The 19,189-nt window shown below is 28.7% G+C and carries 16 protein-coding genes and 2 other RNA genes; 3 read left to right on the top strand and 15 right to left on the bottom strand.

Annotated features, from left to right (window positions below; genetic code table 11):
* The 3 genes from OXH55_RS13460 to OXH55_RS13470 all read right to left on the bottom strand — a co-directional run.
* Positions 1-286: PTS transporter subunit EIIC (locus tag OXH55_RS13460; RefSeq protein WP_268050514.1), on the bottom strand; the 286-nt coding region annotated here is incomplete at its 3' end.
* A 378-nt stretch (positions 287-664) separates the two neighbouring features.
* Positions 665-2,062: an MATE family efflux transporter gene (locus OXH55_RS13465; protein ID WP_268050515.1), complete on the bottom strand. Its 1,398-nt coding sequence runs from the start codon at positions 2,060-2,062 to the stop codon at positions 665-667.
* A 63-nt stretch (positions 2,063-2,125) separates the two neighbouring features.
* On the bottom strand, positions 2,126-2,695 hold the full coding sequence (locus tag OXH55_RS13470; protein ID WP_268050516.1) for a TetR/AcrR family transcriptional regulator: 570 nt from the start codon (positions 2,693-2,695) through the stop codon (positions 2,126-2,128).
* Positions 2,696-2,988: 293 nt separating this feature from the next.
* Between OXH55_RS13470 and OXH55_RS13475 the strand changes: the two genes are divergently transcribed.
* Positions 2,989-3,789 carry a sulfite exporter TauE/SafE family protein gene (locus tag OXH55_RS13475; RefSeq protein ID WP_268050517.1) on the top strand — a complete coding sequence of 267 codons (801 nt, stop codon included), beginning with the start codon at positions 2,989-2,991 and terminating at the stop codon, positions 3,787-3,789.
* Positions 3,790-3,857: 68 nt separating this feature from the next.
* Here the strand turns inward: OXH55_RS13475 and OXH55_RS13480 are convergent, their stop codons facing one another.
* Together OXH55_RS13480 and OXH55_RS13485 are read right to left on the bottom strand one after the other, a co-directional pair.
* Positions 3,858-4,322, bottom strand: a complete 465-nt coding sequence (locus OXH55_RS13480; protein ID WP_268050518.1) for a chemotaxis protein CheX — start codon at positions 4,320-4,322, stop codon at positions 3,858-3,860.
* Complete coding sequence (locus OXH55_RS13485; protein ID WP_268050519.1) at positions 4,307-5,185, bottom strand: response regulator; 879 nt, start codon at positions 5,183-5,185, stop codon at positions 4,307-4,309. The genes OXH55_RS13480 and OXH55_RS13485 overlap by 16 nt, the downstream gene beginning before the upstream one ends.
* A 295-nt stretch (positions 5,186-5,480) precedes the next feature.
* Here OXH55_RS13485 and OXH55_RS13490 point away from each other — a divergent pair, with 295 nt between their 5' ends.
* Entirely contained in the window at positions 5,481-5,690 is a 210-nt protein-coding gene (locus OXH55_RS13490) for a hypothetical protein (RefSeq protein WP_268050520.1), read from the top strand.
* Between the two features lie 71 nt (positions 5,691-5,761).
* On the top strand, positions 5,762-6,040 hold the full coding sequence (locus tag OXH55_RS13495) for a spore coat protein (RefSeq protein WP_268050521.1): 279 nt from the start codon (positions 5,762-5,764) through the stop codon (positions 6,038-6,040).
* A 48-nt stretch (positions 6,041-6,088) separates the two neighbouring features.
* Here OXH55_RS13495 and adhE read toward each other — a convergent pair whose 3' ends face one another.
* The 10 genes from adhE to OXH55_RS13545 all read right to left on the bottom strand — a co-directional run bounded on the left by adhE (position 6,089) and on the right by OXH55_RS13545 (position 18,492).
* Complete coding sequence (gene adhE / locus OXH55_RS13500; RefSeq protein ID WP_268050522.1) at positions 6,089-8,701, bottom strand: bifunctional acetaldehyde-CoA/alcohol dehydrogenase; 2,613 nt, start codon at positions 8,699-8,701, stop codon at positions 6,089-6,091.
* Between the two features lie 870 nt (positions 8,702-9,571).
* Positions 9,572-10,132, bottom strand: coding sequence for an MFS transporter (locus OXH55_RS13505; protein WP_268050523.1), 561 nt, complete (start codon positions 10,130-10,132; stop codon positions 9,572-9,574).
* Between the two features lie 386 nt (positions 10,133-10,518).
* On the bottom strand, positions 10,519-11,835 hold the full coding sequence (locus tag OXH55_RS13510; RefSeq protein WP_268050524.1) for a hypothetical protein: 1,317 nt from the start codon (positions 11,833-11,835) through the stop codon (positions 10,519-10,521).
* A 69-nt stretch (positions 11,836-11,904) separates the two neighbouring features.
* Positions 11,905-13,422, bottom strand: coding sequence for a sensor histidine kinase (locus OXH55_RS13515; RefSeq protein ID WP_268050525.1), 1,518 nt, complete (start codon positions 13,420-13,422; stop codon positions 11,905-11,907).
* Positions 13,423-13,442: 20 nt separating this feature from the next.
* The gene (locus tag OXH55_RS13520; protein ID WP_268050526.1) at positions 13,443-14,132 is read right to left on the bottom strand and encodes a response regulator transcription factor; all 690 of its coding nucleotides are present in this window, start codon (positions 14,130-14,132) and stop codon (positions 13,443-13,445) included.
* 170 nt (positions 14,133-14,302) lie between these two features.
* Positions 14,303-14,488, bottom strand: a non-coding RNA gene (ssrS, locus tag OXH55_RS13525) — 6S RNA.
* A gap of 174 nt (positions 14,489-14,662) precedes the next feature.
* Entirely contained in the window at positions 14,663-15,373 is a 711-nt protein-coding gene (locus OXH55_RS13530) for a PrsW family intramembrane metalloprotease (RefSeq protein ID WP_268050527.1), read from the bottom strand.
* A 158-nt stretch (positions 15,374-15,531) separates the two neighbouring features.
* Positions 15,532-15,716, bottom strand: a non-coding RNA gene (gene ssrS / locus OXH55_RS13535) — 6S RNA.
* Between the two features lie 109 nt (positions 15,717-15,825).
* The gene (locus OXH55_RS13540) at positions 15,826-17,037 is read right to left on the bottom strand and encodes a M48 family metalloprotease (protein ID WP_268050528.1); all 1,212 of its coding nucleotides are present in this window, start codon (positions 17,035-17,037) and stop codon (positions 15,826-15,828) included.
* Positions 17,038-17,346: 309 nt separating this feature from the next.
* On the bottom strand, positions 17,347-18,492 hold the full coding sequence (locus tag OXH55_RS13545) for an MFS transporter (protein ID WP_268050529.1): 1,146 nt from the start codon (positions 18,490-18,492) through the stop codon (positions 17,347-17,349).
* Positions 18,493-19,189 lie beyond the last annotated feature (697 nt).

A 19,189-nucleotide genomic window follows, 5' to 3' on the forward strand; every position in this document is an offset into this window, starting at 1 on the left:
CTATTGCTGCAAGTCCTGCAACACCTTCTCCTCCTGCTAAACCTACTGCAACTCCTACTGCGAATAATAATGAAAGATTACCAAAAATAATTCCTCCTGATTGTTCCATAACTTTAGCAAATGCTTGGAACCAATGTACATCTAATGCTGGAACTGCAGATAAAAATTGTGGATTTTGAAACATGTTACCAAATGCAAGTAATAAACCTGCTGCTGGTAGTAATGCAACTGGTAACATTAATGCTTTACCTACTTGTTGCAAAACGCCAAATGATTTTTTGAACATTCTGAATTCCTCCTTTAAAAATTTTTTTGCGCTAAATAAAATACGATCAGGCATGAACAAGGTTAATAACAATAAATATACACCTATTTGAACAATACAAATAGACATAAACCTATTTATTTAATTACCTTTGCTCATGCCTGATCGAATCAGTAACACGCAAAATATTTAACTGTAATTTAAATGGGGTGAGTGTAAACTTTTACATCTGTCGCATCACTTCACCTGTCTTTGAATTAATGATAACATATCCTATATTCTTTTTCAACGTTTTTTTATTTTTTTCGACATATTTTTTTAAATTTTCTGTCAATATACTTTAATAAAAACCTCCTATTTACAATAATCTGTAGTAGGAGGTTTTTATTATTTAAAGCTTTATTCAAATACTGACTTTGTTATATCATTTTCTTTAAAACTAAGGTGTTTTTCCTCTTCTTTTAATTTTTTTAATAATCTCGCTCCCAAAATTATAGTAACTATCAAAGTAAAGATATCTGCTATAGGCTGACTAAAAATCACTCCATCTAAGTTAAATATTTTAGGAAGTATTATTATAGTTGGTATGAAAAATATCCCCTGTCTAGAAGTTGCTAAAATAAATGCTTCTCCACCCTTACCTAATGCTTGAAATAATGAAACAAAAACATTCATAAAACCGCATACTGGAAATAATAAACATGTAGCTCTAAGTGTCCTTGCTCCCACTTTAATTACTTCTAAATCCTTACTAAACATACTTACAGTAGACTCTGCAAAAATCATAAGTAATATTGAAAGGCCTAATGTGAAAATTGAAGACCAAATAACAGATAACTTTATCGCCTCAAATAATCGCTTGAATTTTTTAGCCCCATAGTTATATCCTGCTATAGGTTGAAATCCTTGTGTAAATCCAAATACCACAAAATACCCTATAGAAAGTATTCTAAGTGAGACTCCCATTGCAGCTACTGCTGAATCACCATAAGGATTAGCTGCTACATTAATTAATGCTAAGGATATACTAGAAAGAGCTTGTCTTGCCAATGAAGGCATTCCAGCTTTCATTATTTCAGAATAGATAAATTTAGAAAATCTATAATTTTTTCTTGATAATACAATATAACTTTTTCCTAAAAGATAATATTTAATTAGGAAAATGAAAGATATAATTTGAGCTATTACTGTTGCCCACGCTGCTCCTTTTATCCCCATATTTAATGTAAATATGAAAATTGGATCAAGAATTATATTTATTACAGCACCTAAACTTATAGCATACATACTATACTTAGCATTTCCTTCAGCTCTAATCATATTATTCATAGTCATATTAAGCATTGTAAAAATAGAACCTGCAACTAATATAGAAGCATACCCCTTTGCATAAGGTAATATTGTACTAGTAGCACCAAAAGCCTTAAGTAAGGGTTCAATAAATATTAAACCAAATATGGTAAAAATAATCCCACAAGCTAAACTGCTAAAAAAAGCTGTTGCCGCAGTTTTATCTGCCTCCTTCTTCTTCTTTTCACCTAATAGTCTTGATATATATGATCCTGCTCCTACTCCAAAAGTCTGACCTACAGCTCCTATAAGCATAAATAATGGAAAAACTACTGAAACAGCGCCTATAGCACTAGTTTCTCCTAACCTTCCTACAAACATAGTATCCACAATATTGTATATTGCATTAACCAGCATTGCTATAATAGCTGGTACAGATAGCTTTATTAAAACTTTAGATATTTTTTCTTCTCCAAGCATATTTGCTCTTTGATCTCTAGCTTCCATTTTATTTCCTCCTTTTTACTATAATTTTTTTTAAAATAGTATATATTTATATTGAAACTGTTGCTATTTCACATAAATTAGTTGTAAAATTTGATTTATATATTTAATATTTTTCTCCTTTTCATCAGGATGTTCTTTAGACATTTCATTTATTAAAATTAACATAGTCTCAACGAATCTTCCTTCCATACCCTCTTCAAGTTTAATTCCATATTTTATCTTAAGCTTCATTATCAAAAATTCCATTTTTCTAATTAACTCATTTTTTATCCATGACATTCCATCTCCTTTATTCTTATCAAAGACATTTTCTTTTGTTAATTCTTGCCCTATACCTTTTTTTCTCTCAATTTCTTCATATAATGTTATTACAACTCCCTCAATTTTTTCCTCAAGAGGAATAGATGACTCTATTATCGTATCAAGTTTACTAAATGTATATTTCCAACTAACCTCAAAGACTTTGATATATAATTGTTTTTTATTAGAATAATAATTGTACAAAGTACCTACAGCAATATCAGCCTCTTTAGCAATCATTTTCATATCAACATTTGAGTAACCTTTTTCACCAAATAAGTTCATACCAGCATTAAAAATTTTTTCTTCAATGCCTTTTATAATCTTTGGCATATTTACACTTCTTTCTTTTATGAATATCGATTCATATTAAATGAACATGGATTCATTATAATATTATATTATTATCTTGTCAACAATAGTTTACTGTTACACTCTGTAACTTTACTTTTTGCAAAACATTCTTTTTATTGTTATTTATTTGAAAAAATTACAATTTGGCACTTGACAGTTTAAACCCCAGAAACTATAATGAATTTGTTTTTATTCAATATGAATCCAAGTTCATATTGAAGTTTAAAATAAGATTTCTATAATATAGAAACAAAAGATTGGAGGTGTAATAAATGATGCAACCTTATATGTATTTATTAATGATATTAATTGGAATTGGTACAGGTGCTATTACCAGTCTTATTGGTGCTAGCGGCGTAATGATTATAGTTCCCCTGTTAACTATGCTTTTTTCTGTCAGCGTTCATGCTGCAATAGGGACAAGTCTTTTGGTAGATGTTATAGCTTCTTTAACAGTCTCTTATGCATACTATAAAAACGGTAATATAGATCTTAAATCAGGTATATGGATAGCAATAGGGTCTATAGCTGGTTCTCAATTAGGCGCACTACTTGCAGATTCTATGGGCGAAAGTAATCTTAGCTCTAGTTTTGGAGTTATATTACTTTTGGCAGGTTTATTCATGTTTTTCAAAAAATCCAACGATAATAAAACTACATCAAACAAAATGCATAAACGTATAAATTTTAAATATGAATGGCAAAGAATAGTAGCGTCTTTATTAATTGGATTTGCCATAGGTATACTAAGTGGTATATTTGGTGCTGGTGGTGGAGTAATGATACTTATAGCTTTGATAGTCCTACTTTCATTCCCTCTTCACAAAGCCATAGGTACTTCTACCCTAATTATGGCCATAACTGCTCTTTCAGGTGCAGCTGGCTATGCTATTAGAGGTAATATAAATTTGACACTATCACTTCTTATAGGCATAGGTTCAATTATAGGTGGTGCACTAGGTTCTCGCTATGCAAATAAAATCAATGAAAATTTATTAAAGAAAATTGTAGGAGTAGCTTTTATTGCTATGGGTGTAATAATGACTATGATAACACTATTCACTATAAAATAAACAAAATACATTATTATGTAATTTTATAAAAAAAGCACTAGATTCTAGTCTAGTGCTTCCAATCCACATCAAATTTTGTTAAAAGCAATATTGATTTCAATAGGAATATTATCCGCAAGAATTTCAATACACAAAACTTTATCAGTATTCATTTTTACTTGAAATTCCTCCCCATACATTAACGCTGGTGTTGATATATTTATATTTGTTCCAACATTTGAGAAATTTGTACTAGCATTTGCTGTGAGCATATTTGTAAGTTCTGAAATAGCACTTTGCGCCATATCATTCAGCTCATCAACAGGCATTCCCATCATCATTTTTGAAGCAACTTGTTTTGCACTTTCTATATCCATACCATATATAACATTACCTCTTATATCTCCTACAATCCCTAAATTTATCATTACACCAATACTTTTAATATTTTTATCTTTTACACTAACAGCTTTTTTCTTTATCTCACTAAATCCTACTTGAGGCATCACAGAAAAAAAAGCTTCAATAAAAGGATTTACTAATTTTGCATCCATTCGTCTTCACCTCTTTTAAATCCTATATTTAAGTATATTTCTCCAAAATCTGTCTTTGCTATTATGGAAGTGGTTTTTAAGCTGGTTTTGGATATATTTAAAGACTTTCCATGGAATATTGTAGGTGGTGCTACACGTAGTCCAAAAATTTTATTTTTACGATTTAATGTAGAGCATGCATTCCCTGCAACAATATTGGCAAATTCTCCAATCATAGCCAGGCATGCATCTATATTTTCAACTTCTCTTCTTAACACAACCTCTGCCATATTTTTAGCAGTTTCATAAGATAAATCAATAATCATTCTGCCAGAGCATTTTCCTATAACCCCTACTACTGCTGAAATACCTCTAGAACTTTCCGCATCATTTGATTTAGTTTCATTACCATAAGAAGGTATTGTCTTAGTCAATCTGTTAAGATTATCAGAAAGACTTTCTTTAAATACATCAAAATATATTTTTTCTAGTTCATGAAGTAAATCTTCTCCCACCATCGCTCTTTTTATTACAGTAGTAATTTCATCGGGATCTACTGGTTTTTGAACATATCCTGACACCCTATTTTCTTTAGCTTTTTTAACTATTTCATCATCCATCATCGAACTAACAATCACTACCTTTATATCTTCATCTATACGATGAATAGCTCTTGTACATTCTAATCCATCAGTGCCTGGCATAGTCATATCCATAGTTACCAAATCAGGTTTTTTTTCTTTAACAACTTTGATAGTTTCTTCTAAAGAACTGGCATCTCCAACCACGTCAAATCCCTTTTCATCTAATATATCTTTAAGAATACTTATTGAAAAAGGAGAATCATCAACAATTACAATTTTTTCTTTTCCATTTTTATCCACCTTTCTATTTTCTAAATTGCATTTATTTTCAAACTTTTAACCATATAAATAAATTATTTTATTAAAATTAATTAAATTTATATTTGTTTATTATTTATTTCACATAAAATTTATCATTGATACACTTATTATCATAATTATATACGAAATTTTATATTTGTACAATTTTAACTATTTTCTAAAACTTAATTTTTTATCAATACCAAATTTAAAACTTCATTCTTTTTCCATATATAATTCTAGCATAAAAGCAAATAATAATTTTGTAATAATTAAATTTAAAGGAGGAATATTTATGATGGCTACACAAACCAAACAATTAGAAGACAAAAACTTAAAAGTTATTAAAGATCAAATCGAGTATGAAGCTTTAATGAATAAGAAATTCAGTCAATATTCAAATAGTTGTACTGATCAACAATTAAAATCTTTATGCCAAGAATTAAGCGGTGTACACAGAAGTAACTTTGATAACCTAAAAAATTATTTAGATTCTCATCAATAATACAAACATGATAAAATACCATTTCTAAAAAACTAATAGTTTATTATATGGATATAAAAGGAGGAAAATTTATGGATGCAAATATGACTTTTACAGAAAAAGAAATGATGCAGGATTTACTTACTACTGAAAAGCAAGTAATATCTGCTTACAGCACTGGAATAACTGAAAGTTCTTGTCCAAATTTAAGAAATACATTAGTAGATAATTTTGTTAAAGTTCAAAGTGTTCAATATCAAGTATTTGATGCTATGAGACAAAAAGGATGGTATCCTACAAAAGATGCTGCAGATGCAGATGTACAACAACTTAAAACTGAAGCTAATCAAATGATGCAGGAATTAAAATAATTAAAGTAAAAGCAAGAGAATTCTAAAATTCTCTTGCTTTTTAATCATTTATTTTTTATCTAATCCTTGTTCAGCTTTTCCTTGAAAAACTTTTATATACATTTGCTTTATTTCACTGATTAATGGATATCTTGGGTTAGCACCTGTACATTGATCGTCAAAAGCTTGCTCACTCATTTCATCTAAAGTAGCATAGAACTTCTCTTTAGAAACACCAGCTTCACTTATAGTCATTGGCAAATCAATCTTAGCTTTTAATTCATCAATAGCCTTAATTAAAAGCTCTATTTTTTCTTCTTCTGTATTACCACCTAATTGTAGGTAGTCAGCAATTCTTGCATATCTCCACTTTGCATTTGGATATTTGTATTGTGGAAATGCTGCTTGTTTTCTTGGATTATCTACTGCATTGAATCTGATAACTTCATTAATTAGCAATCCATTTGCTACACCATGTGCTACGTGATGCATAGCTCCTAATTTATGTGCCATTGAATGACATACTCCTAAGAAAGCGTTGGCAAAAGCCATACCTGCCATAGTTGAAGCATGAGCCATTTTCTCTCTTGATTTTATGTTATTTATACCATCATTATAAGCTTGTGGTAAATATTTAAATATTAATCTTATTGCTTCTAAAGCCATTCCATTAGTATACTCTGAAGCAAGTACTGATACATAAGCTTCTATAGCATGAGTTAAAGCATCTATACCTGAAGCTGCCGTTAATCCCTTTGGCATATTTAGCATTAATTCAGCATCTACTATAGCCATATCAGGTGTTAACTCATAGTCTGCTAGCGGATATTTCATTCCTGTTTTTTCATCTGTAATAACTGCAAATGGCGTAACCTCAGAACCTGTACCTGCTGAAGTTGGTATTGCAACCATCATAGCTTTTTCACCCATTTTAGGGAATGGACATACTCTCTTTCTTATATCCATAAATCTCATAGCAAGATCTTCAAATTTTACTTCTGGGTGCTCATACATTACCCACATAATTTTGGCAGCATCCATTGGTGATCCTCCACCTAGCGCTATAATTGTATCTGGCTTAAAGCTTTCCATTTCCTTAGCACCTTTTTTAGCTATAGCAAGAGTTGGATCTGGTTCTACATCAAAGAATACCTTAAAGTCAACTCCAATTTCATCTAAAATATTTGTAACCTTATCTACATATCCTAAATCATAAAGAACCTTATCAGTTACAATAAATGCTTTCTTTTTATTCATATCATTTAATTCTTTTAATGCTACTCCTAAGCTACCATACTTGAAGTAAACTTTTTCCGGAACTCTAAACCAAAGCATGTTTTCTCTCCTCTCGGCTACACTCTTCACGTTTAATAAATGTTTAACTCCAACGTTCTCTGATACAGAGTTTCCACCCCATGAACCACACCCTAAAGTTAATGAAGGAGCTAGCTTAAAGTTGTATACATCTCCTATAGCACCTTGAGCTGCAGGCATATTTATTATAGTTCTTCCTGTCTTCATAGCCGCACTAAATTTAGCTAATCTATCTTTTGATTTAATTTGATCAGTATATAAAACTGAAGTATGACCAAAACCGCCAAGTTCAACAAGTCTTACTGCTTTTGTTAAAGCCTCATCAAAATTTTTCACCTTATACATAGCAAGAACTGGAGATAATTTTTCATGTGAGAATGGTTCTTCAAGCTCTACTGATTCAACTTCTCCTATAAGAACCTTAGTGCTTTCTGGAACCTTAACCCCTGCCATTTCTGCTATTTTATAAGCTGATTGTCCAACTATATTTGCATTTAATCCTCCGTTAACCAATATTACTTTTCTTACTTTATCTATTTCAGCTTTTTTAAGTATATAAGCTCCTCTTTCTGCAAATTCTTTCTTAACCTCATTATAAATTTCTTCCATAACTAATACTGACTGTTCTGAAGCACATATAACTCCATTATCAAAACTTTTTGAAAGAAGTATTGAGTTTACTGCCATTTTAATATGAGCAGTTTCATCTATAATAGCTGGTGTATTACCTGCACCAACTCCTATAGCTGGTTTACCAGAAGAATATGCTGCCTTAACCATTCCTGGTCCACCAGTAGCAAGAATTATATCAGCCTCTCTCATTACTACTTGTGAAAGTTCTACAGAAGGTTCATCTATCCATCCTACTATTCCTTCTGGTGCTCCAGCTCTAACTGCAGCATCAAGAACTATTTTAGCAGCAGCAACAGTTGATTTTTTTGCTCTTGGATGTGGTGAAAATATTATGGCATTTCTAGTCTTTAATGCTATAAGCGCCTTAAATATTGCAGTAGATGTTGGATTTGTAGTTGGAACAATCGCAGCCACAACACCTATTGGTTCTGCCACTTTTGTAATACCAAAAGAATTATCTTTTTCAATAACTCCACAAGTTTTTTCATCCTTATATTTGTTATAAATATATTCTGAAGCAAAATGATTCTTTATTACCTTGTCTTCTATAATACCCATACCAGTTTCTTCTGCCGCCATCTTTGCCAGCTTAATCCTTGCATTATTTGCAGCCATAGCAGCACTTCTAAAAATTTCATCTACTTGTTCTTGAGTATAAGTTGCAAATTCCCTTTGCGCTTCTCTCATACTTTCCATTCTTTTCATTAATTCTTTTACATTTGTTACTTTCATCATTTGCACCTCTTTCTTAAAATTGCTTTATCATGAGTTATACTTGTATAATTAAATACTTTTATACTATTTAAATAAATTATAAACTTTAAATTTTTAGAAAATTTAGTATTAAAATCAAGAAAACATCTTATCACCTCTCGGCTTGTGTTAATTATATCACAAACTTTTGGTATAAGTAAACAGTTTTCTTATAATTTTAGATATTTTTTTAACAATCTTTTTCTTTCTTTATTATTTCGCATTATCTTTGCAGCCACTCTTTTCTTGTTATATAAGCGTTTTACCAACATTTCTCGTCTTAAACCTTCCCTCTAGGTTTAATATATTTAAGTTTATTTTTTAACAATATGCTTAGTATGTCATATATATAAGTGTTATTTTTTTATCAATCTGTTTCGTAGTAAATTTATACGTTAATAAGCATGATATTATATCTCTCAAATCAAATTGATTTTTGTATAAAATAAAAAACACTAGGTAATTCAATTCCCAGTGTTTTCAATATATATTTTTCTTAATTAAAAAGATACTTTGAAATATTAAAGCTTAAATTTACTTACTCTAGAACTCATTTCTCTTGTGGTATTACTTAAAATGGTCTATAATTCAAGCTGATAAACTTTTAATATGTCTAACTCCTAATCTTTTATTCATATAGATAGAAGTTAAAAATGTTAATCCTAACATAACTATCGCAATTACTAAATGAGTATTAAAAATAGTAGTAGAATCTCTTAATACTCCAATGAACGGTGATGCTGCTGCTTCCGCTAAACATGTTAATAAACTAAAGAATGATAATATAGTAGTTCGTTTATCAGAAGGTATATTTTTATTTAAATATTTTCTTGTAACTGGACCATATAATCCTCATGCTACCTGCTGTAAAAGTATAGCTATAATTCCTATCCATGTCTTAGTTATTCCTAAAATAAAAAAAGAAACTATTAATAAAGCTGATAGAAACATAAGTGTTCTTCTATTAGTAATCTTCATAATCTTATAGCTGTATTTTGAAGTTATTCCTGCAACTATATTAAAAGCAGCAAAAATAACTCCAAAAAATTTATAAGGAATATTTACACCTTCAAAATATGGTTGATATAAGAAAAATGCACCTCTATAAAATATAAAGAAAACCATAGAATATAAAATTATAGCTTTAGGTTTTTCATTATTTAGAATATATTTTCCACTATCTGCAATCTGATTTAAATATATTTCTCCATATTTCTCTTTCTTATTTTCAATTGAAGGTTCAATAAATTTTAAACTTATAACCATAGTAAAAACCATAAATACTGCTGAAACTATCATTGGTAGTTCTATATTTTCAGCATATAAGAATCCTGCTGCTATTGAACCAATAGCTTGTGCATAAAAACTAAATGATTTGGCTCTCTCTTCAATCCTTTCAAATTCCTTCTCCATTCCTAATGCTTTTAATGAATCATAACTAAGTGCTATATCTGCTCCTGATTTGAAAGTTGCTCCAATAGAAAATAAAATCTCTGCAGTTGCAAATATAAAAAAGCCTGAAAGACAAATCTCAAATGAGACTCGTCCTTCAGGCTTTTATCCTAAAAGTGTAGCTAAATACTTAGCTTGCACCGCTCGGACCAGACATTGCTATACAACCGGAACCCTAGGTACACTCTCTAAAAATAAACAAGTTTATTTTATTTGTTTTGTATTATATATAATATAAATTTATATGCCAATTGTTTCCTATGAGATTTATTACATTTACATTAATTAGTGGGTTTTCCTAAGAAATTGATTAATGTAATCATTTAAATCATTAGAAATTTAATCCTTTACTTAAAAGTAATCACATTAATGATGTTTCTATCAGAAACATTAAATCCATTTTTATTATATTCATCATTTTCTTCAAAAAATACTATCTTTTTGCTGTCACTACTCCAGTGTACCATATTAGGAATTGAGCCACCTAAATCTATACATTTACCTAAACATATTCTATTTATTAATTTATTCTCACTAATTTTTGCAGCATATAAATTCCAAAATCTCTTATTCCCTTTATCTTCTGGAGTTGCATAAATCAACTTACTCTTATCTGGTGAAAGCCAATATGAAACACCAAATCCTTTTTCTGTAGCAGAAATTACCTTGTAATTTTTTTTGTTTTGTATATCGTAAATAAATACTCCATCTTCTTCATTTAACCTACCTTCAAATATTATCTTTTTTTCTCCATCAATTAAATTATAATCATCATATATACGATTTTTGTTTCTTCTAGAACCTTTTTTATTATTCAGATATGGTAAAAGCATTACTGGTTCTACTTTTTTAGTATCAATATTTATTTTAAATACACCCTTTATTCTAATACTCAAGTTATCTTCTTTTGATTGCTCACCTAAAAAATATATTTCCTTTCCATCTTTACTATAAAAACTTGGTGTGGCATATAAAAAAACCTTATCGTCTATACATATCTTCTTTGTCATATTATTTTTTACATCATATATATATAAATTATTAGATGATTCATTTGATCCAAAAGCTCTGCCATTTATAATAAAATCTCCATCTTCTGACCAGTTACCGCACATTGACTTATCATGATATTTTCTACTTGTACCTTTTTTAACATCATAAATATATTGTTTGTTATTAAACGTATATTCAAATTTCATTTTATCTGGTGAAAATCCTGCTGAAACCGCTTCAGCATCTACAATATATTTTCCATTTTTTAAAGGAGTTTTTTCCAAAGTAGATAAATTCAACTTGTATAATTCACCATTTATATCATTATAAGCTTCATCATGTTCCTCATCACTCATTTCAGTACGCTTTTTATCTTTATATTTTTGCTCAAATTGTTTTTTATTAAGCCCTATTCCCACAATAGCTTGATTCTCATTAAATCCAAAAATCTCATGTAATCCATCTATATTTCCGTTCTTTTGCCTTTGAACTATTTGCAGTGGCTTATCATCTGATATTTGAAGTTGAGATGCATCTTCACAAACAATTACCGATTTATCTGCTGTTGCTGAAACCTTAGTATTAAACAAGTAGTTTATACCAATACATCCTCCTATTAATACTGCTGGAATAGAAATTTTCAATGCTGTTAATTTAGTACTTTTTTTCATAATCAAATCCTCCTGACAAATCATTCTCTATTTTATGGTGTTATTGTACAAAACAGTTATTGCTATAATTTAAACAGATATTGCCATTTTGTAAACAATAAGAGGAATTTTTATATAAATTTTTGTACCTTTATTTTCTTTACTGCTTAGTTTTATTTCTCCTTTATGTTTTTCAACAATACTTTTAACTATGGATAATCCCAATCCATTACTTCCCTTTTCTCTTGAACTTACCTTATCAACTCTATAAAAAGGCTCAAATATCTTATCTATTTTATCGGCAGGTATACCTTGTCCTTTGTCTTCAACAATTATATTACAATAATCCTTCTCCTTAAAAAGTTTAATTTTAATAACAGACTTTATATCTCCATATTTAATAGAATTATCTATCAAATTAATCATCATCTGCCTCAATTCATATTGCTTTCCTAAAACAAACACATTTTTCTCTATACTTTTCTCTATGAAAATGTCATATTTATCTGCCCTTATCTTCATATCTTCACAGGTTGAAGTCACAATTTCAGATATACTAATTTCTTGTATCTCATCTAAATCTAAATTAGACTCAACTTTTGACATTTCTAATAAATCCAATACCATATTATGCATTCTATTACTTTCATTGTTCATTCCTGTAACAGCTTTTTTAAAAAATTCTTTATCGTGAAAATTCTGTTGTAGTAGAATTTGAGAATACCCCGATATGATTGTAAGAGGTGTTTTCATTTCATGAGTTACATTATCAAAAAAAGCTTTTCTGTGTTTTTCTATTTTTTTCAGATTGTCTCTATCTTTTTTTATAGTTCCAATTTGCTCTTTTATTTGCATTCTCATTTTATTAAAATTATCTGCTAACTCACCTAATTCATCTTTTGAATTTGTATTCACACTAACATCAAAATTTCCTTTAGCAACTTCTTTAGAAACTTTGCTTAACCTTATTATTGGTATTGTTATTTTAGTGCATAACAATACCGAAAATAAAAAAATAACTCCAAATACCAATGATATAGATATATTGATTACTCTCAGCAGCTCTTTACTAGAATTAAATAATTCTGAATAGTCTTTTGTACATCTAACTATTCCTAATTGCATATTATCAATAAAAATTGGACATGAAAAAACTGCTATGTATTTATTATTAACAGTAACTATTGTATAACCTGATTTATTATTAACAGCTAATTTTAAATCCTTATTATGTAATTGTTTATCCTTGTCCCAATTCTTTATATCTTCATAAATTAATATTTCCCCATTTTCATAGGCAGAATCATATAAAAACTCACCTTTTCTAGAATAAATAATTGCTCTATCATCAAACTTTACTGCTAATACTGTTCCAATCTCCCCTGCATTTTTCTTGAAATTATTCTCTTCTAATTTTATTTGCTTTAATTTTAAATACTGTCTTAAATATATTGTTAAATCCTTTTGAAAACTTAAAAGCTCTTTTTTTATTATCTTTTCATTATTTTTAATGATTATTTTGTTTAAAAAGAAACTCATAGTAGTAAAACCTATACAAAAAATAACTAAGAAGCCTACAACAAATTTATACCTTATAGTTAGCTTCATTTAAATTATCATTCCTCTCGTTATAACATTTTATATCCAACTCCAAAAACTGTTTCTATTATTGAGTTTTCTTTATGGTCATCTAACTTTTTTCTCACTCTTTGAACGTGTACATCCACGGTGCGACTTTCACCTTCAAAATCAAATCCCCATACCTTTTCCAAAAGTTTATCTCTTGAAAATACTATGTTTCTATTTTCTGATAAAATTAAAAGTAAATCATATTCCTTTGGTTTTAATTTTATCATTTCATTATCTTTAAAAACTTCATGTCTATCTTTAAATATTATTATATTATTTTTTAATCTAATAGTATTTTCATCCTTATCAGTTATTTCTTTCATCTTTTCTATTCTTCTTAAACTTACTTTAACCCTAGCAAGTACCTCTCTAATATCAAAAGGCTTAGTAATATAATCATCAGCACCAAGTTCTAGTCCTAATACTTTGTCTACTATATCATTTCTTGCAGTAAGCATTATTATAGGAATTTTATATTCAATAGATATCTTTTTACATATATCAAAGCCACTTATGTCAGGAAGCATTAAATCAAGTATAATTAAATCAAATTTATTATATTTTACTAATTCCAAACCATCAGTTCCATTAGATGCCTCACTTACTGTATACCCTTCGTTTTTCAAAGAATACAAAAGTATATCTCTAATAGAATCATCATCTTCGATTATAAGTATTGAATTTTGCATTAACTTCCATCCTTTCTTTGAGATAAGTACATCTTTAAACTTACTATTCTCACATTATATAATAAACTTGTTGCCAAATTGTAACAAAAAAATCTAAATTATAATCTATAAAATCAAAAGGAGAGGTATCTCTACCTCTCCTTAATAGAATATTCATTATAATATCTAATTTATAATCCAAAATACCGCTGCCCTGATTTTGACACCTATCTCTTCGATAGGTGGGTGTTCTCACAGATACTTCACTGTCCTTGCCATTATATTGGTCTTATAGGTCTAATCGGCATCTAAATATTGAACTCCCGTTTAAGTACTGTAGGTTCAAAATAAGAGCTTAACAAATATTTCAGAAATATTAACTTAATTATTTATATATTAGTTTTGGAATTTATTAAAATCCCGCTTTCTGATACCTATTATATCAAATTATATACAAAATGCAATAATTATTTTTATGTAAATAGTTCATATTTTCTCCAGTTCTATTACAAAAATTAAAATAAAACACTAATATTAAATATACATAATATTTATCTTTTATTTCCATATATTTCTCCTTCAAAGCCTCTCTTTGATTCCAAATAATATTCATTAAGTTTTCTCAAGTTTACTATCCATAGATAAATGATATAAGGAATGAAAATAGCTAATAATATTGGAATCTTAGACATTAATATAAAATCAAAAATTCCATGTAATATGACTGGAACTGTCAATGACCTCCTCAAAAAAATTCTATATTCATCACCAGTATATGAAAATTTTGCTAGAGATAAATAATACCCCATAGTTACCGCAAATAACATATGGGCAGGTACAGAAAATACCCCTCTATAAATTCCAACATATGGATTAGTAGCAAACCTAAAAACCACATACATTATATTTTCTACAGTTGCAAAGCCTAAAGCTGAAAATACTGCATATATTATACCATCCAATTTCTCATTAAAGGCTTTATTTTTAAATGAAGTTCTTAAAATAACTTCTCTTTTTAAAAACTCTTCTGTTAACCCTGCTACTATAAAAGCTGTAAAAGCACTTCCCAGCACTCCTGGAAATACATTAAACAATGTTAATACTGTCTCTACAGCAGCTGCTGGTATTACAGAAAGTGCTCCTAAAATAAACACTTTCATTAATAAACCAATTGGTTCTTTATCATATCTATCGGTTAAATATACAGAAAGTGCTAAAGCTATTCCTGGAATTACTGCTATTACAAATAATCTTGTATTCATCATAAGCCCCCTTCTAAACTTGCTTATGTTTTATTATTTGTAATACTTATTTTTATATTCACTCTTCAAAATACTAAATCTCAAACATACTATATTAATTTGTTTTGTAATAAATCAAAAGGAGAGGTATCTCTACCTCTCCTTTAATAATCTCTAATTATAAATCCAAAATACCGCTGCTTTGATTTTGACACCTATCTCTAAGATAGGTGGGTGTTCTCACAGATGTTTCATAGTTCTTGCCTTATACTGGTCTTATAGATCTTATCAGCATCTAAATATTGAACTCCCGTTCAAGTACTGTAGGTTCAAAATAAAAGCTTCACAAATACTTCAGAAATATTAACTTAATTATTTATCTATTAGTTTTGGGATTTATTAAAATCCCTCTTTCTGATATCTATTATATCAAAATATATACAAAATGCAATAACTATTTTTATGAAAATTTTTTACTCAACTGTTAAAATAAACTCAATCTCATCTTCTGATATATTTCCTTGTTCCATCATCCATCTTATTCTTTTAACAATAGATGGATGAGTTTGGAATTTTTCATCTAGTTTACCGAATTTAAAAACTACATTATTTAATTTTGCCAGCTTGTAAAGTGCTGAGATGTACACTAAAGGCTCTACCCCTATATCCAATACAAAAGTATCTGCCTGTCTTTCCTGTACACGACTAATATAATGTCTTAAAACTATAAAATATAGCACAAATATACTTAAAAATATCAATAAGCCAACCCATATTGATATTTCTGAGAATTGTTCTTCATACATCTCCATAGCTTCTCCAAGTAACGGAAATATAATAATGAATCCTAGTATAAGTCCTGTTCTTATCCATAAATGATGTTTTTTAATATGACCTATTTCATGAGCAAGAATAGATTGGGTTTCCTCCAATGTAAAATTTTCTAAAAGATAATCAGATACATAGATATCTTTTCTTATTAAACCTGCTACAAGTGCATTAGCATGGCGATTATTTTTAGTTGGCCATAAAAACATTTTAACACGATTTATCCCTGCCATTCTTACAAAGGAAAGTAAATTATCATGAAGTTCTAAATCATTTAAATGCTCAGCTTTGAACATATATTTGTAAAAAAACGGCATAATAAATGTAATCAATAAATATACTGCTGCTGGAATTAATATATGTATATATTTCTCAAATCTTTCATCTATATTAAAATTATCTGGTTTCATAATAATAACTGTAAACATAATCATCATAGGAATTATTGAAAAAATTAAAAATCGTATTAACATTCCTATCTGTTCTTTACGTGTTGCTGTTGTTTTTCTAAGAAACTGATTTGTTTTATAGAGAATTAATTGACTTCCAATCAAAATTACAATCATATTAATAAAACAAACACCCATAACAACAAATATTCCAAGTTTACCCATACTATCAGTGTGTGGAGTAATTGTTAATGCACTTATAAATGATGTAATTACAAGTAATAAAATTTGAATATATTTACTAAGCTTCTGCTGCAGATATAACGCTTCTTCTACAGATTGTGTTTTATTGTATTTTGTCTTAACCCTTTTCTTAATAAATACTGAAGATAATAAATTAATAGCAATTAAAATTACGTTTATCATTACAACTTGTTCAATTGTAAGATTAAATAAAAACTCAAACATAAAGCTTCCCCCCCATAATTTAAAAATTCTAAAATCATTTAAATACCTAAGTTCATAAATTTAATTTTTATACTTTTCATAAGTATTACCATCATGCTAAAATACCTAGATAAATTTTATTTTTTATATTTTTGTCAAAATTTTTTATATTTTTGTCAATTTTTTGCACTACCTTAATTTGTAATTTTGCATTTTTCTATAATAGGTCATAAAATAAAGAATAAAACTTCTTAATTTCTAAAACACAGAAGAAGCTTTATTCCTAAATTCCAAAATTCTTAGAAAGTTTTTATTACATTCTTAAATTAACTATTCTACTTTCTTACTTTTTCTCTTGTAAAAGAAGAGCAAAGCATAGGCACAAATACATATTATTACACATATTTTGAATGCAGTTTCTACAGAAACATCCGCTGCTTTCCCAATAAGTGGATTTATAGATACTGCTACTATATCTCCAATTATAGCATATATAGATAAAATAGTGGCCCTATCTCCTGTATTTATTGATTTGTTCTGTATCTCTAAAACAATAGGATTAATCAAAGCCATACTTCCAGCTATAAAAGTTATAAATAATATGCTGAAAATCGGATTTGTTGTGACTATCAGAAGAGAACAACTAATAACAATTATTATATATAAAACTTCAATACTTCTATTTTTCCCTAATTTACTGCTTAATTTATACGCCTTGGCTGAACTCAAACGAACAATTTGAATAATAGCCATCACTATGCCAAAATATTTTATGTCAATTCCACTTCTCAAGTACTGCAATTGGTTCAAAAATACATTTACAGCTTGAACTACCTCACGAATCAAAGCAATAGAAAATATAAATATTACAATTTCTTTATTGCTAAAGACTGTTTTCAAACTCTCTTTAAGCTTCGGTTTTTCTTTCAAATGAGCATCTACATCCTTTATAAACAAAGTCACTACCGCTGCAATACCATAAGGTATAATAGTCCAGAATGCAGTTTTATCCATTGATTGTTTTACAATTATCGAAGATATAAATGATGCAATTAAAAATCCACCAATTGAAAATGCACTATACCTTCCAAATATTTTTTCTGATTCACTTTCATCAGCTGAAGAATAAAGTAATGCAATATCACATCCAGAAATACCTGATAAAACTAATGCAAGTAATACTCTTTCTATTAAAAACACTCTAAATGAACTAGCCTTATAGAAAATAATTTTTGATATGAAAAACATTAAATTAGAAAATATTAACGTCCTCTTATATCCAATTCTATCTGCAAACCATCCCCATGGAATTTCAAAAGCAATCATTAATATACCAAATATGGACTCTATCAAAAATATTTCATACATAGAAAGGCCTCTAGCCTGTCTATATAAAGTAGCGATTGGTCCATAAAAAACAAAGCCTTGTAAAAACACAATCAAATACATCAAGTATACATTTACCTTTTTATTCAATTTTGATACACCTCCAAAAATTGCATGTCAAAAAACCTTTATTTAAAGGTTTGAAAAATTTCGCAAAATTTTATTGTGTATCAAATTGGTCTTATCATGTTAATAACTCCTTAGTTTCAAATTTACACATTATATTTTACTATATGGTGATACTACTTTCAATAAATTATAAACTGTGTTTTGTAACTCAAAGTTCTATTAGTAAAAATTACATATTTAACTTTGAATATATTTCTTTAAACTACACATATTAATATTGTAAGGAACATAACGGTTGAGCCGAGACTTATATATGCTTCTTAACTCGGAGTGTATATAGGTCGGCCAAAGATCACATATGGGTCAGCTTAAAATCTGGCTCATATGTGATCGGCGGGAAAATTCTATAGGGTGAGGAAAAGCTTTATTGCAGTCGAAAATTTGTAATTTTATTACAAACTATTGATTGTAATAGGGTTCCAACTTATCCTATAGGGTCGAGCGAAGACTGTACAGGGTGTTGTACTGGTTCTATGCAGCCGAAAGGTTGCATAGGGCTGGGTAAATATCTTGTATGGTCGAACGAACCATCATTATAGGTTGTGACCTGCTTTATCATGGTCGAAAGATTATGATAGGGTAATAAGCTATCTATAATGGTGTAAGGTAGATCGTTATGTTCTTTATACTTTTTTGTAACAATTTAAACTTAACAATT

The organism is Clostridium ganghwense, assembly GCF_026735165.1.
GTDB lineage: Bacteria > Bacillota > Clostridia > Clostridiales > Clostridiaceae > Clostridium_H > Clostridium_H ganghwense.

What these genes read in the sequence shown, in the direction of transcription:
- OXH55_RS13520 (WP_268050526.1), bottom strand. Translation starts at nt 14,132, where the DNA reads ATGCAAAATTCAATACTTATAATCGAAGATGATGATTCTATTAGAGAT.
- OXH55_RS13470 (WP_268050516.1), bottom strand. Translation starts at nt 2,695, where the DNA reads ATGCCAAAGATTATAAAAGGCATTGAAGAAAAAATTTTTAATGCTGGT.
- OXH55_RS13475 (WP_268050517.1), top strand. Translation starts at nt 2,989, where the DNA reads ATGATGCAACCTTATATGTATTTATTAATGATATTAATTGGAATTGGT.
- OXH55_RS13505 (WP_268050523.1), bottom strand. Translation starts at nt 10,132, where the DNA reads ATGGAGAAGGAATTTGAAAGGATTGAAGAGAGAGCCAAATCATTTAGT.
- OXH55_RS13540 (WP_268050528.1), bottom strand. Translation starts at nt 17,037, where the DNA reads ATGTTTGAGTTTTTATTTAATCTTACAATTGAACAAGTTGTAATGATA.
- OXH55_RS13465 (WP_268050515.1), bottom strand. Translation starts at nt 2,062, where the DNA reads ATGGAAGCTAGAGATCAAAGAGCAAATATGCTTGGAGAAGAAAAAATA.
- OXH55_RS13530 (WP_268050527.1), bottom strand. Translation starts at nt 15,373, where the DNA reads ATGAATACAAGATTATTTGTAATAGCAGTAATTCCAGGAATAGCTTTA.
- OXH55_RS13510 (WP_268050524.1), bottom strand. Translation starts at nt 11,835, where the DNA reads ATGAAAAAAAGTACTAAATTAACAGCATTGAAAATTTCTATTCCAGCA.
- adhE (WP_268050522.1), bottom strand. Translation starts at nt 8,701, where the DNA reads ATGATGAAAGTAACAAATGTAAAAGAATTAATGAAAAGAATGGAAAGT.
- OXH55_RS13480 (WP_268050518.1), bottom strand. Translation starts at nt 4,322, where the DNA reads ATGGATGCAAAATTAGTAAATCCTTTTATTGAAGCTTTTTTTTCTGTG.
- OXH55_RS13495 (WP_268050521.1), top strand. Translation starts at nt 5,762, where the DNA reads ATGGATGCAAATATGACTTTTACAGAAAAAGAAATGATGCAGGATTTA.
- OXH55_RS13515 (WP_268050525.1), bottom strand. Translation starts at nt 13,422, where the DNA reads ATGAAGCTAACTATAAGGTATAAATTTGTTGTAGGCTTCTTAGTTATT.
- OXH55_RS13490 (WP_268050520.1), top strand. Translation starts at nt 5,481, where the DNA reads ATGATGGCTACACAAACCAAACAATTAGAAGACAAAAACTTAAAAGTT.